The 15,742-nt window shown below is 36.1% G+C and carries 13 protein-coding genes and 1 other annotated feature; all 13 genes read left to right on the top strand.

Going from position 1 to position 15,742, the window contains the following annotated elements:
• The first annotated feature begins 288 nt into the window (after positions 1-288).
• Entirely contained in the window at positions 289-1,281 is a 993-nt protein-coding gene (gene hflK, locus J2S19_RS10685) for an FtsH protease activity modulator HflK (protein WP_307341271.1), read from the top strand.
• Entirely contained in the window at positions 1,271-2,197 is a 927-nt protein-coding gene (gene hflC / locus J2S19_RS10680; protein WP_307341269.1) for a protease modulator HflC, read from the top strand. The genes hflK and hflC overlap by 11 nt, the downstream gene beginning before the upstream one ends.
• Positions 2,198-2,485: 288 nt before the next feature.
• On the top strand, positions 2,486-5,128 hold the full coding sequence (gene polA, locus J2S19_RS10675; protein ID WP_307341448.1) for a DNA polymerase I: 2,643 nt from the start codon (positions 2,486-2,488) through the stop codon (positions 5,126-5,128).
• 28 nt (positions 5,129-5,156) lie between these two features.
• Positions 5,157-5,981: a DNA-formamidopyrimidine glycosylase gene (mutM, locus tag J2S19_RS10670; protein WP_307341267.1), complete on the top strand. Its 825-nt coding sequence runs from the start codon at positions 5,157-5,159 to the stop codon at positions 5,979-5,981.
• 386 nt (positions 5,982-6,367) lie between these two features.
• A complete protein-coding gene (gene ytaF / locus J2S19_RS10665; protein ID WP_307341264.1) occupies positions 6,368-7,006 on the top strand; it encodes a sporulation membrane protein YtaF in 639 nt (212 codons plus the stop codon).
• A 17-nt stretch (positions 7,007-7,023) separates the two neighbouring features.
• The gene (gene coaE / locus J2S19_RS10660) at positions 7,024-7,620 is read left to right on the top strand and encodes a dephospho-CoA kinase (RefSeq protein ID WP_307341262.1); all 597 of its coding nucleotides are present in this window, start codon (positions 7,024-7,026) and stop codon (positions 7,618-7,620) included.
• Between the two features lie 342 nt (positions 7,621-7,962).
• The gene (speD, locus tag J2S19_RS10655) at positions 7,963-8,343 is read left to right on the top strand and encodes an adenosylmethionine decarboxylase (protein ID WP_307341259.1); all 381 of its coding nucleotides are present in this window, start codon (positions 7,963-7,965) and stop codon (positions 8,341-8,343) included.
• A 429-nt stretch (positions 8,344-8,772) separates the two neighbouring features.
• Positions 8,773-9,168, top strand: a complete 396-nt coding sequence (locus tag J2S19_RS10650; RefSeq protein WP_307341256.1) for a cytosolic protein — start codon at positions 8,773-8,775, stop codon at positions 9,166-9,168.
• Between the two features lie 33 nt (positions 9,169-9,201).
• A complete protein-coding gene (nrdR, locus tag J2S19_RS10645) occupies positions 9,202-9,660 on the top strand; it encodes a transcriptional regulator NrdR (RefSeq protein WP_307341253.1) in 459 nt (152 codons plus the stop codon).
• Positions 9,661-9,744: 84 nt separating this feature from the next.
• Positions 9,745-11,199, top strand: a complete 1,455-nt coding sequence (locus J2S19_RS10640; RefSeq protein ID WP_307341249.1) for a replication initiation and membrane attachment family protein — start codon at positions 9,745-9,747, stop codon at positions 11,197-11,199.
• Between the two features lie 29 nt (positions 11,200-11,228).
• A complete protein-coding gene (dnaI, locus tag J2S19_RS10635) occupies positions 11,229-12,164 on the top strand; it encodes a primosomal protein DnaI (protein ID WP_307341246.1) in 936 nt (311 codons plus the stop codon).
• Positions 12,165-12,346: 182 nt separating this feature from the next.
• Positions 12,347-13,180, top strand: coding sequence for a putative sporulation protein YtxC (gene ytxC, locus J2S19_RS10630; protein ID WP_307341245.1), 834 nt, complete (start codon positions 12,347-12,349; stop codon positions 13,178-13,180).
• Between the two features lie 68 nt (positions 13,181-13,248).
• Positions 13,249-13,493: a binding site (T-box leader), on the top strand.
• Between the two features lie 107 nt (positions 13,494-13,600).
• A complete protein-coding gene (gene thrS, locus J2S19_RS10625; protein WP_307341241.1) occupies positions 13,601-15,538 on the top strand; it encodes a threonine--tRNA ligase in 1,938 nt (645 codons plus the stop codon).
• The last annotated feature ends 204 nt before the right edge of the window (positions 15,539-15,742 follow it).

The raw sequence follows: 15,742 nt of genomic DNA, 5'->3' as shown, positions 1-15,742 counted from the left end.
CCTAAGCTTTTAAATCGTCTCAGCGCCAAACGCTTGCTCACGTCACCCACTCCCAAGCAATCTGCAAGAGTCTCGCAATCAGCTCCAGCAAACCCTTAAATAGATAAGTCCAAAAAGCCACAATCTTTTAGATGAAAGACAAAGATACAGGAAAGAAACAAAACATTAGATAAAACATTTTTGCAAAATACTTGGTTGGAAAACAATCAGAAATCGGGAACCTTTTTATACGTCATCCGTATGAAATAGAGGAGATAATAAAGATGAATGGAGAAAGTGGGGGAAAAGATGATTAGCATCAAAAGAATATATGCAATAATCGGATTTATCTTTCTTATTGTCATTTTAGCAATCGCTGCATTTACGTCATGGTACACAGTTGATGAGTCAGAGCAGGCTGTAATGATTACTCTCGGTGAGGTGGAAGAAGGAATTAGTGAACCGGGATTACATTTTAAATATCCTTGGCCTATCCAAAAGGTTGAAGTGCTTTCAAAGGAAACATTTAGTTTACAATTTGGATATAAAGAGAATAAAGACGGTGAGGTAAAGGATTTTCCAAAAGAAACAAAAATGATTACAGGTGATGAAAATATCGTTCTTGCTGATATGGTTGTCCAATGGAAAATTACTGAGCCAGGTAAATACCTATTCAATGCAGAAAATCCAAAGGAAATATTAGAGGATGCAACATCAGCTTCGTTACGTAGTATTATTGGAAGCTCAACAATTGATGATGCGCTAACATCAGGTAAAGTTGAAATTGAAAAGCAAGTACAGGAATTATTAACGACACTTATTGACAACTATGATATTGGAATCTCTATATTAGCTGTAAAGCTCCAAGATGTTGACTTACCTAATGAAGAAGTAAGAGCAGCATTCACAAATGTGACTGATGCACGTGAAACGATGAATACAAGGAAAAATGAAGCAGATAAATATCGAAACCAGCGTACTGAAGAGGCAAAAGGTGAAAAGGATGCAATTATCTCAGCAGCGCAAGGGGATAAAGCAGCACGTATTGAAGAGGCGCGTGGTGATATATCACAATTTAATGCAATCTATAATGAATATGCCAATGCAAAAGAAATTACAAAATCGCGTCTGCTTTTAGAAACAATCGACCAAGTTTTGCCTAATGCTGAAGTTTATATTATGGAAGACGACGGTAATACAATGAAATATTTCCCTATTAAAGATTCACAAGCTACAAAGGCTGTAGTACCTCCAGAAGAAAACACAGCTGATAGTGAAGGAAGTGAAACAAATGGGCAATGATAACGTTGTAAATTTAGATGAGAAAAAAACATTTTCCTTTAAGGGATATATACGATTGGGCATCATTCTTCTCGTTTCAATCATATTACTAATTACAGTCCTTACAAATCTCTTTATTGTGAAAGAAAATGAATATAAAGTTATTAGACAATTTGGAGAAGTTGTCCGTATTATCGATGAACCAGGTTTGAAAATGAAAATTCCGTTTATCCAATCTGTTACGACATTACCAAAATACCAAATGACGTACAATGTTCAAGAGGCTGAAATTAATACAAAGGATAAAAAACGATTAATCATCGATAACTATGCTGTTTGGAAAATTAAAGACCCTCAAAAGATGATTTCCAATGCAAGAACACTTGTAAATGCTGAGACTAAAATGGCTGAATTCGTCTTTTCGACAGTTCGATCGGAATTTGGACGCTTAAATTACGATGAGATAATCAATGATGAAAAGTCTTCAAGAGGAAGTTTGAATGACCAAGTAACAGACATAGTAAATGACTTACTAGAAAAAGACAATTACGGTATTGTTGTCACCGACGTCCGTATAAAACGTACAGATTTACCAGCAGAGAATGAGCAATCAGTTTTTACAAGAATGATATCTGAACGTGAATCAACAGCCCAAGGATACTTATCAAAAGGGGATGCTGATAAAAATCGGATTATTGCTGATACTGACAGGGAAGTAAAGGAAATGTTAGCGAAAGCCGAAGCTGATGCAGAGGAAATTCGAAGTCAAGGGGAAAGTGAAGCTGCTAAGCTTTACAATTCGACCTATTCAAAAGACCCGGAATTTTACGAGATGTACCGTACATTACAATCTTATAAACAAACTTTAGATGAAGAAACGGTTATCATCATTCCATTTGATTCACCGTATGCGCGATTGCTTAAGGGCGAACAATAACACAACATATATATAATTTATGAACCATTTTCCTTTCTATTTCTACTCATGATAAGATAGAGGGAGAATGGTTTTTTATATTTAGGATATAAAAATTCTTGAACTTGTGGTTAAACGCTAGACAACTAGCTCCAGCGCCTAATCCTAGGTGGCATAAGTCATTTAGAATAGAGGGTAGAGGATGTCTTCTCTTCTAAATCGTCTAATACTAACGGGGGTTGAACAAGGCGTTTACGCTTTATTCTGTCAGAAAATAAACGTAACATCGATTTGAATAACAGGAGGAACATAATCGTGTCAAAAAAACTTGTATTAATAGACGGAAACAGTATCGCATATCGTGCCTTTTTTGCTTTACCGTTATTAAACAATGATAAAGGTGTACATACGAATGCTGTTTACGGCTTCACAATGATTCTTATGAAGATTCTAGAGGATGAAAAGCCTTCGCATTTACTTGTCGCATTTGATGCCGGAAAAACAACGTTCCGTCACAAGACGTTTCAGGAATATAAAGGTGGGAGACAAAAAACACCGCCTGAATTATCAGAGCAATTCCCTTTTATTAGAGAGCTTTTAGATGCTTATCAAGTTTCTCGTTATGAATTAGAAAATTATGAAGCAGATGATATTATTGGAACACTATCAAAACAAGCGGAACAGGATGGTTATGAAGTAAAAGTAATCTCTGGTGATAAAGATTTAACACAGCTTGTCACAAGTAATGTTACCGTTGATATTACCCGTAAAGGAATCACAGATGTCGATTCATATACACCATCATTTGTTCAGGAAAAATATGGACTAACCCCTGAACAAATTATCGATATGAAGGGATTAATGGGAGATTCATCCGATAACATTCCTGGTGTTCCTGGTGTAGGTGAAAAGACAGCAATTAAGCTATTAAAGGAATTCGGTACATTAGAAGATGTGCTAGGTTCAATCGATAAAGTTAGTGGCAAAAAATTAAAGGAAAGACTAGAAGAGAATCGTGACCAAGCCCTTATGAGTAAGGAACTAGCAACGATTGATTGCGAGGCACCAATCACAATAACTGTAGATGATATCGGTTATGAAGGTTTCGATGTGGAAAAGGTGACGAAAATATTTAAAGAACTTGGCTTCAATACGTTGCTCGAAAAAATCGGCGGAGATGTGCCAAAGGAAGAAATAACTGTTGAAGAAATTACCTTTGAAAAAGTAACAGACGAAGACAAAATGTCGCAAATTTTAACTGACGATTCAGCACTATATGTAGAAGTGCTTGAAGAAAGTTATCATCAGGCAGATATACATGGAATCGCAATTCATAATGAACGAGGTAACTTTTATATTCCGGTCGATATTGCCTTAGCATCCCCTTCATTTAAAGAGTGGGCAAAAGATGAAACAAAACAGAAAATTGTATATGACGGCAAGAAGACAGCAGTTGCTCTTCATTGGAAAGGAATCGAACTAAGAGGCAGCACGTTTGACGTCCTTATTGCAGCTTATATATTGAACCCTTCTGAAACATTTGATGATGTTGCAAGCGTTGCGAAGAAAAATGGGTTAACAATCGTGCAATCAGATGAGGTTGTTTACGGAAAAGGGGCAAAACGATCAATTCCGGAAGAAAACGAATTAAGTGAACACCTTGTACGTAAAGGACAAGCAATATTCGATTTAAAAGAAAAGCTAGAAATTCAGTTAGCTGATAATGATCAATCTGCCTTATTTAATGATTTAGAAATGCCATTATCGGTTATTCTTGCTGAAATGGAAGCAACCGGTATAAAAGTAGATATTGAGCGTTTAAAGCGAATGGGTAAGGAGCTAGCAGAACAATTAACAACACTTGAAGGTAAAATCTATGAGCATGCTGGAGAGTCATTTAATATTAATTCTCCAAAACAACTTGGAGTTATTCTATTTGAAAAGCTACAATTACCTGTAGTTAAAAAGACAAAAACAGGTTACTCAACGTCTGCCGATGTCCTCGAAAAATTAGAGGATAAACATGAAATTGTTAAAGAAATTTTAAATTACCGCCAGCTTGGAAAACTGCAATCGACTTACATAGAAGGTCTACTTAAAGTAGTACATGGCGACACACATCGTGTTCATACAAGATTTAATCAAGTGTTAACAACTACTGGCCGTTTGAGCTCAACGGATCCGAATTTACAAAACATCCCAATCCGTTTAGAAGAAGGAAAGAAAATTAGACAAGCATTTGTCCCAACAAAGGAAGACTGGGTCATCTTTGCTGCAGATTATTCTCAAATTGAGCTGAGAGTACTTGCACATATTGCAGGTGATGAGAACTTAATTGAAGCATTCCAAAATGATCTGGATATTCATACTAAGACAGCCATGGATGTTTTCCATGTCGAAGCGGATGAAGTAACTTCGAACATGAGAAGACAGGCGAAAGCAGTTAACTTCGGAATTGTGTATGGAATAAGTGACTATGGTCTATCACAAAGTTTGGGGATTACACGTAAGGAAGCAGGGGAATTTATTAAGCGTTATTTAGAATCGTTTGTCGGGGTCCAACATTATATGGATGATATTGTTGTTGAGGCCCGTGAGAAAGGTTTTGTTACAACATTACTTCAACGACGACGTTATATTCCCGAAATTACAAGCCGTAATTTTAATCTGCGCAGCTTTGCAGAGAGAACAGCGATGAATACACCAATACAAGGGAGTGCCGCGGACATCATTAAGAAAGCTATGATTGAAATGGCTGCACGACTCAAAACGGAGAAGCTTCAAACAAAATTACTACTTCAAGTTCATGATGAACTGATTTTTGAAGCGCCTAAAGATGAGATTGAGATTTTAGAAAAAATCGTCCCTGAAGTGATGGAAAACGCAGTACAATTAAAAGTCCCATTAAAGGTTGATTATTCTTATGGTGATTCTTGGTATGATGCAAAGTGATGAAATGAAGGGAGAAGGAAGTGATTAAATGCCGGAATTACCTGAAGTTGAGACGGTGCGCCGAACATTACTAGAGCTTGCTAAAGGAAAAGAAATACAATCTGTACGTGTATATTGGCCAAAAATAATTAAGAAACCACACGAAATTGAACAATTTCAAGATGCTTTAAAAGGACAAATAATTAACGACGTACAGCGGCGAGGAAAGTTTTTAAAATTTATATTAGATGATTACGTACTCGTCTCCCACCTACGGATGGAAGGAAGGTATGGCTTATTTCAAGCAGATGAAGAACTTGAAAAGCATACACATGTCATCTTTTCGTTTACAGATGGAAGTGAGCTACGTTATCGCGACGTCCGAAAATTTGGCACAATGCATCTATATAAAATAGGTGAAGAGGAGAACGAGTTGCCGCTTTCCCAATTAGGACCTGAGCCATTTTCAGATCAATTTACGGTTGAATACTTACAAAACCGCTTAAAGAAAACGTCAAGGAAAATCAAAGTTGCATTATTAGATCAAACCAATGTTGTAGGCTTAGGCAATATTTATGTAGATGAAGCCTTATTCCGGGCCGGGATTCACCCAGAACGTATTGCGAGTCAATTAACAATAGATGAATATAAAAAATTGCATAATGAGATTATTGCGACACTTAAAGAGGCAGTTGATGCGGGTGGGAGTACAATACGTTCCTATGTCAATTCGCAAGGAGAAATCGGTATGTTTCAACTCCAGCTTTTCGTATATGGAAGAACTGAGGAACCGTGTAAAAAATGTGGTACACCACTGACGAAAACTGTTGTCGGAGGAAGAGGAACACATTTTTGTCATAACTGTCAAAAATAATTTGGTAAGATGAGCACACTCAATTGTTGCTCATCTTTTTTGCTTTTTTTATTGTCACTTATTTTATAATGCTTTTCATAAACATTGTTGCTTTATACTTAGTTGGCTTTGGGATGGTCTCCTCTTACAGTACACACTTTCTGCGGGGTATCCCCTTTCCATACATCCCGCAGAAGTCTCACATTTACGCTCCAACCAATCCTTGATAAAGATTGAGCTTAAAACAACAATCTTTTAGAGAAGAGCCTTTTATAAATTCAAACTAACTCTTTCATTCGTCTTTTCAGTCCTATAGCTGCATACAATGGGATGCAACGTTTTATTAACAATATCTAGGCGACTGTCATACACTATGTTAGCAATTAGATGGAAGGGGCTAGGGCATCATGTTTCAAATGGCATCTCTTTTGTTATTAGCATTCGCAGTAAGTTTAGATAGTTTTTCAGTCGGTTTTACGTATGGTATGCGCAAAATGACAATTCCTATAAAGTCAATCCTCATTATCGCTTGTTGTTCAGCTATTACAATGTTGATTGCAATGGTAGTTGGTGATTTGTTAACACGAATATTTCCAATTTGGATTACCGAAAAACTTGGTGGCATTATCTTAGTTCTCATTGGAGCGTGGGTTCTATATCAATTTTTCAGACCGGAAAAAGAAACAAGTGAAGAAGTGGAGACTGAAAAGACACTAATCAATTTTGAAATTAAAACATTAGGTATCGTCATCAACATTTTAAGAAAACCTATGTCAGCTGACTTTGATAAATCTGGTACAATAACAGGAGTCGAGGCATTTTTATTAGGATTTGCCTTATCTTTAGATGCCTTTGGAGCTGGAATCGGGGCTGCTTTATTAGGTTACTCCCCATTAATCATGAGCTTACTAGTCGCGGCAATGAGTTCGATGTTTGTTTTGTTAGGAATTAGGTCAGGTAACATCTTTTCTAAATTTTCTTGGATGAATAAATTTTCTTGCCTCCCAGGGATTATCCTCATTATGATAGGGGTATGGAAATTATAATAGATGGAGGATAAAATGTGACGATAGTACTTGGATTAACTGGTGGCATTGCAAGTGGGAAGAGTACAGTTTCGAAGATGATACGAGAGTTGGGAATTCGTGTCATTGATGCAGATGTGATTGCAAGGGAAGTTGTTGAAATTGGAAAACCGGCATATCAACAAATAGTTGAAACATTTGGTTTAGATATATTGCTTGATAATGGTGAAATCAATCGTGGAAAGCTTGGCGAAATAATATTCTCTAGTGAACAGAAGCGCCTTCAGCTAAATGAAATCGTCCACCCCGCGATTCGATTAGAAATGTTGAAACAGATCGAAGACGAGAAACGAAAACATTCAAATGCGGTTGTCCTTGATATTCCGTTACTATTTGAAAGTAAGTTAACCTACTTAGTTGATAAAACAATTCTTGTATATGTCGATGAAGAAACCCAATTAAAACGATTGATGCAACGAAATGGTTTCTCTGAGGAAGAAGCTGTACTGCGAATTCAATCCCAAATGCCGTTAACAGAAAAACGATTATTAGCAGATGAACTGATTAACAATAATGGAACAATCGAGGAAACGAAAAAACAGCTACATGACATTTTAAGTTATATCATACATTAAGTAGCGTGGGCCTTCTTCATAATACAAATGAGGAGGTCTTTTAATCGTTCAACACATCCTTCAATCTATTCATATTGAAGGATTCGTCATGAATATATTAAGCAAATACGACTAATAGTAAATGGTGTACGAGCCTAACGGTTACAGATCTTATATACAACTAATCAAAGTTGCAAAACCTATTGAAACAAAGTATACTTTTTCGTGAACTTCTTAACGAATGCAAGGTATGTCGGCTACTTAAGGGTTAGGGCCTTTAGGACTAACGATCCCCCGTGGTAGTACCATGTATACCATTAGCAAAGAATTCATTTCGTTATATGTAAAGGGGGAGACATGTACATGGAAACAATCGGTAGACACGTCATCTCAGAATTATGGGGATGTGACATTGAGAAACTTAATGACATCGATTTTATTGAAAAAACATTTGTTCAGGCCGCGCTTAAAACGGGTGCTGAAGTTAGAGAAGTAGCCTTTCATAAATTTGCGCCACAAGGAGTTAGTGGTGTTGTCATCATCTCAGAATCTCATCTAACCATTCATAGTTTTCCTGAGCATGGCTATGCAAGTATTGATGTCTATACATGTGGAGATTTAAATCCAAATGTAGCTGTTGACTATATCGCGGAAACATTAAATGCCCAAACAAGAGAAACAGTTGAAATTCCTCGCGGGAAGGGTCCGATAGAACTGAAACGAGTAAATGAAAAAGCCTTTTAATAAATGGAATATACAGAGGTGTTGGATTATTTATTCCGCACCTCTTTTTATTGTCGTAATTTTTCAGTATGATAGAGATAATATATTTTATTTGTACTAAAAGAATATCTGAACTCATCAATAGACTAAGTACATAGTTTGTATGGTAAAATATTATTAACGACTCGAATGATAACATAGGAGCGCTTATTCTAATTATTTGTAGTTTTGGGACAGTGTGTTACTTAACGTTATTGGTAAACAGTAAAGTACCCGGAGGCAAATGGAAATGTCTAAATTTATGATAGCTTCACTAAAAGAGTAACTGCCATAACGACAGGTATTACAAATAATTAATAACGAACTCAATAACAGCCAAGATTTAAGAAAAAACAATAGAATATCATACTGTCTGAAAATATTTCTAACTGGGAAGGGGAAACTTAACAAATGAGTTTTTTAAATAAAGTAAAAGATTTCTTCAGTACACATCAGGAAACAAGAGAAAAGCATTACAACCCTAATTTACAAAGTCATTATTACAAACTTACATATAAAAAAGCAGTACAATCAGTAAAAGAATTAATTGAACAAACACCAGGGATGACGATTACTTCCATTTCTGAAGAACGGGGCGAAATGAGTGTAAACATCACCTCACCAAGAAAAGCTTTTTTAGTCGTGACAATTGTATCGGTTCGTCCGATTGAAACAGCTGTTGATTTTACCGTAACAACAGATACATTCTTACCAACAGACTTTGGTTATAGTAGAAAGGTAATATTAAATCTATATAGTAAGCTTGATAAAAAGGAAAATTTTATCGGGACTAGTAGAAGTAATTAGTAGAAACTTGACATTTTGAATGGAGCTGGTAAGATGAGATGTCCTTCATGTCAGCATAACGGAACGAGAGTCCTTGACTCAAGGCCTGTTGATGATAGTAGAGCAATAAGACGTCGAAGGGAATGTGAAGAGTGTCTATTTCGATTCACAACCTTCGAAAAGGTGGAAGAAATTCCATTAATTGTTGTGAAAAAAGAAGGTACCAGAGAAGAGTTTAGCCGTGATAAGATATTAAGAGGGCTTATTAGGGCCTGTGAAAAACGTCCAGTCCCTCTACAAAAGCTAGAAGACATTGTCCATGATATAGAAAAAGAACTTCGAAATCAAGGTGTATCAGAAGTTAATAGTGAATTAGTCGGTGAGATGGTGATGGACAGGCTAGCGAAAGTTGATGAGGTAGCCTACGTACGGTTTGCCTCTGTCTATCGACAATTTAAAGATATTAATGTATTTATTGAAGAACTGTCTGATTTAATAAAAAAGGTTAAATAGTTATGTGAAAAATGAGAGCTCATGAAGAAACATCTTCTAGCTCTTTTTTCAATAGAGAATAGGCTTAAAGAAAGGGTTTTAGGGATGGAACAACAGCATTGGAAAGAGTTGCTAGCTATCGATCGGTATATAGTAAAGAGTAGTTCTATCCTTCAAGATTTAGACAGAAAAATTTTAACGTTATTATATCAGCCGCTAATAGGTTCAAAAGGTTTTAGCCTCTATATGACATTATGGGGGGAGCTTGAGCAGAACCGCCTCTGGGGCGTGGATTCAACACACCATAGTTTAATGACGACAATGCAATCTAATTTACGGGAAATTTATCAAGAAAGATTGAAGCTTGAAGGGTTAGGTTTGTTAAAGTCATATATGAAAGAAACTGATGAAATAAAGTCATATCTATACGAATTACAGGCGCCATTAAGACCTGATGAATTTTTTCAAGATGGTGTGCTTAACATCTATCTTTATAACCGTGTAGGTAAAACGAAATATTTACAACTAAAAGAGTTCTTTTCCGATGAGAAAATTGATAAAGATATGAAGGATATTACACGCAGTTTTAACGACATTTTTGATTCAAATCAATCAGCAAATATGATTGCGAAGATTAATAAAGAAACATTAAATGACTTAACCTTATCAACAGAACGAGAATTTATGCAAACGGAAAAACGTGCATCAATTGAAATAGCTGATGATGTCTTTAATTTTGACTTATTTTTTTCAGGCTTATCTGAATCGATTATTCCGACTCGTGCCATTACTGCATCTGTAAAAGAGGTAATAAAAAAATTATCCTATTTATACGGTATTGATGCAGTTGAAATGAAAAATGTATTAATGAATAGTATTAATCAATATGATGAAATCGATATTGAACAGTTACGGAAATCAGCAAGGGATTGGTATCAATTTAAATATGGTGATGAGTTGCCTGCTTTATTGGACAAGGTACAGCCTCTTCCGTTAAGAACCGTTGATGAAACAAAGACAAGGACGCAAGAGGAAGAAATGATTTATCAGCTTGAGACAATCTCTCCTCGGCAATTTTTAACAGATGTATCTGGTGGACTAAACCCTAGTGTTGGTGATTTGCAAATCATTGAAGAAGTTATGTTACAGCAAAAATTACAGCCAGGTGTTGTCAATGTGTTAATCTATTACGTCATGTTAAAAACAGATATGAAACTGACGAAAGCATATGTACAAAAAATCGCTAGCCATTGGGTTAGAAAGCAAATTACAACTGTTAGAGCAGCGATGGAGCTTGCCAAAAATGAACACCGGCAATATCAGCAATGGGCAGAGGAAAAGACAAATAAAAAACAAACAAACTATAAAAAGAAGCCGATTCGAAAAGAAATGCTTCCTGCTTGGTTAAGTGAAGATGATAGTATAACAGAGCAAAAAGAACCTGCAGATACAAAGGAAGCTACATCAAGCCAAATTGAACAAGAAAAATTCGAAGCTGAAAAAAGGAAGCTATTAGACCGTATCAAAAAATATAAGGATACAAACAATACACAAAATTAAACCCCTTACTAGGAAGTGTGGTGAACACATTGGAACATATGAGAAATTCTTTCAAAAATTTAACGAATCGCCCTGATTTCCAATCACGTTATAATCATCTTAAAAATCAAGTATTAAACAATCCAGAGGTTCAATCTTTTATCACGAATCATGCTGCAGAAATAGAAGATGGAATGATCGACAGAAGTTTAGTAAAGCTTTTTGAATTTGTCAATCAAAGTAAAAACTGTCATGACTGTCCATCTCTTTCTGAATGTAAAAATTTACTTGAGGGATATCACCCTAAGCTTGTGATAGAAGGTAAAATGATTAATATTCAGTATGAAAAATGTCCTTCAAAGGAAATCCATGATGAGCGGAAAAAGCATGCTTTATTAATAAAAAGCATGTATATTCCAAAGGATATTTTAGAAGCTCAATTTGAGGAGATCGATGTCGATGACCCAACTAGACTAAAAGTTATTGGGTTAGCCCAAGATTTTGTTGAACAATATAATAACGGTAAACGTGCAAAAGGCTTATATTTACACGGTTCTTTCGGTGTAGGAAAAACATATATACTAGGAGCAATTGCGAATGAACTAGCTTCACATAAAGTGTCATCAATGCTAGTGTATGTTCCTGAGTTTATGCGGGAATTAAAAGGGTCATTTCAAGATTCCTCACTGGATGAGAAAATAGAAGCAGTGAAAAAAATCCCGGTCCTTATGCTCGATGATATTGGTGCTGAAGCAATGTCTAGTTGGTCTAGAGACGAAATTCTCGGGACTATTTTACAATATCGGATGCTAGAAAATTTACCAACATTTTTCTCATCAAATTTTAACTTAAAACAATTACAACACCATCTATCTATCTCACAACGTGGAGAAGAGGAGCCAGTCAAGGCAGCACGTATTATGGAGCGGATAAAACATATGGCGATTCCGATTGAGTTAATAGGTAAAAATCGAAGAGATATGTAAAAGAACAAACGGCAAGTCTGAAACTGGACTTTGCCGTTTTTTTATAGTATTTAAAACCGCCCCCGTTTTCCTACTCATCTCATTAATCTTTTCCATGCACCATACAAAACAAATTATTACTTCTAAATTCCTCCATTCCCCCATATACATGAAACATGTGTTGGCAAATAGGGGGGACAATCATGCTCGAGATTTTATTAAAGTCTCCGAAAGAGGCAAAAGTAATTTATTCTATCTTTCATTCATTATGTAAAGGGTTTGAATCAGAACTTCAATTAGTTAACCAACGATGCGTCAAAATTATTCCGAAGATTTGGGACCGTTCGTTAGAAGGCTTAGTCATACCAGGTATTGTACAATTTATTGTAAACCATAAAGAACACCATATGATGTTGTCGATGATACATGAAGACTATTACTTTACAGATGATGAAGAACAACAACAAATTCTCCATATTGCACAGTCAATTATTGAAGGTGAGCGCAAAGATATACCTGGAATTCAAGAATTCACCCATCGTGAAGAAATTCTAAAGGATACACTTGAACAGTTTCTAAGGCCAGATTTATTTTTCAGTTTTGCTTCATTTGAGAAATTTCGCCTTCGTGAATACGCATATCGTTTACGTGAAGTAGTAGAAGTAGCGATTGAAGAGTATAAACTTGAACAAGATTACCAAAATTTTATCCAAAATTTACGCGAACTACTTGAAAAAAGAGAATGTAAAATCGAGCAGTTATCAATTGTTCATGAAAGTAATTCAAATACGTATAAAGTATTTAATGATCAACAAAAAGAAATCAGTGATGATGAGCTAAAATCAAATTTAGATGAAACGTTTATCGCACAGCATCCAATGTATGTCGATTCAAACCTTTTAGGCCCAATCGTTTCTATTGCACCGAAACAAATCACTTTTTATACAGACGACCCGTTTGATGGAATGGTCCAAACCGTTCAAAACGTATTCCAAGAACGTGTAAGCATACATAAGCTCTGTGCATTTAAGGTTTGATTCGATTCTTGCTTGATTTTTGAAATAAGAATCTTTATAATATGATTAATTGAAAATAACCAATCATTCTAACAGTTATGATAAGGACAAGAGATTGACAATACGGTTCCAAGAGAGGGAAGGATTGCTGTGACCTTCCTAACACGATTATCGATCTTACCACCTTTAAACTTCAGTTGTGAACAGTTCACTTAGTAATAACTGACGGTCTTCCCGTTATCGATTTTTAAGCCAAATTTATGTATGTGTTTTTAAATTTGGGAATAAGGGTGGAACCACGATCCATTGACAAGAGTAAAAACTCGTCCCTTTTATAGGGGACGGGTTTATTTTTTTGCCCATTGTTAGATGAAGCCTTACAGGTAGAGGATTGGTTATCGATAAAATATGAAGAATTTAAGCTAAAAGGAGAGATAAGCAATGTCAGATGTATTAAAACTTGAATTTCCAGACGGTGCTGTAAAGGAGTTTGCAGCTGGAACAACAACAGAAGAAGTTGCTGCATCCATTAGCCCTGGGTTAAAAAAGAAATCCCTTGCTGGAAAATTAGACGGGAATCTTATTGACTTGCGAGCACCTATAAAAGAAAGTGGCAAAATTGAGATCGTTACACAAGATAGTAATGACGCGTTAGAAATTTTACGCCATTCAACTGCACATTTAATGGCACAAGCAATTAAACGCCTATTCAAAGATGAATCAATTAAACTTGGAATTGGTCCAGTTATCGAAAGTGGCTTCTACTATGACATCGATATGGAGCGTGCCATTACACCTGAGGATTTACCTGCTATCGAAAAGGAAATGAAGAAAATCGTCAATGAAAACCTAGAAATTACTCGTGTTGAAGTGAGCCGTGAAGAAGCAAAACAGCGCTATGAGGAATTACAGGATCCTTTAAAACTTGAGCTTTTAGAAGCAATTCCAGAAGGTGAGACAGTTTCAATTTATGAGCAAGGTGAGTTCTTCGATTTATGTCGGGGTGTTCATCTCCCTTCAACTGGGAAAATTAAAGAATTTAAACTATTAAGCGTTGCTGGAGCATACTGGCGTGGTGATAGTAAAAACAAAATGCTTCAACGTATTTATGGAACTGCATTTTTTAAAAAGGCTGATTTAGATGAGCATATGCGAATTCTTGAAGAAGCAAAAGAACGTGACCACCGTAAGATTGGGAAAGAATTAAGCTTATTTACAACTAATCAAAAGGTTGGACAAGGCTTACCACTATGGTTGCCAAAAGGTGCAACAATCCGCCGCATTGTCGAGCGTTACATCGTTGACAAGGAAGAGCGTCTTGGCTATCAGCACGTTTATACACCTGTATTGGCAAATGTAGAATTATATAAAACTTCTGGGCACTGGCAGCATTATCAAGAAGATATGTTCCCGATTATGGAAATGGATAATGAAGACTTAGTTCTCCGTCCAATGAACTGTCCACACCATATGATGATTTATAAAAATGATATTCATAGCTACCGCGAATTACCAATTCGTATTGCAGAACTCGGGACAATGCACCGCTATGAAATGTCTGGAGCATTAACAGGTTTACAACGTGTTCGTGGGATGACATTAAATGATGCACATATCTTTGTACGTCCTGACCAGATTAAAGATGAATTTATTCGTGTTGTTCGCTTAGTAGAAGCTGTTTATAAAGATTTCGGAATTGAAGAATATTCTTTTAGACTTTCTTACCGCGATCCTGAGGATAAAGAAAAGTATTATGATGACGATGCAATGTGGGAAAAGGCACAAGGTATGTTAAAAGATGCAATGGATGAGCTAGGTCATGACTACTATGAAGCAGAGGGAGAAGCGGCATTCTACGGTCCTAAGCTTGATGTTCAAGTAAGAACTGCATTAGGCAAAGATGAAACACTTTCAACTGTTCAATTAGACTTCTTACTTCCAGAGCGATTTGATTTAACTTATGTCGGTGAGGATGGAAAACAACATCGTCCTGTTGTTATTCACCGTGGTGTTGTATCAACAATGGAACGCTTTGTTGCATTCTTAATTGAAGAATATAAAGGAGCATTCCCGACATGGCTTGCACCTGTACAAGTTCAAGTCATTCCGGTTTCGCCAGCAATTCATCTAGATTACGCAAAACAGGTTCAAGAGCAGCTACAGGAAGCTGGGCTACGTGTTGAATTGGATTCTAGAGATGAAAAAATTGGTTATAAAATCCGTGAATCACAAATGCAAAAAATCCCTTACATGCTCGTTGTAGGTGATAATGAAATTACTGAAAATGCCGTAAATGTGCGAAAATACGGTGAACAAAAATCAGAAACTGTTCCTTTTGAGCAATTTAAACAAGCTATCTTAAATGAGATAAAAAAATAAGCTAAAGCTATTATGGCAATTGACTGACAAATGAAGTGGGGATGGTGATACTCATTATAAGAGATTGCAATGAGACAGGCTCACCACCCACCCGGCTACCCGTGAGTACTGCAAGAGGAGACCAACCCAAAATGCTAACTATGTATAAAGCAACAATGTCTTCGAAAACAGCCTAATTAAAAAACACTATGAAAATAAACATTT

The organism is Metabacillus malikii (assembly GCF_030813355.1).
Lineage (GTDB): Bacteria > Bacillota > Bacilli > Bacillales > Bacillaceae > Metabacillus > Metabacillus malikii.
Note: the sequence above shows the minus strand (reverse complement) of the source record. Positions and strands in the feature narration are given on the sequence as shown.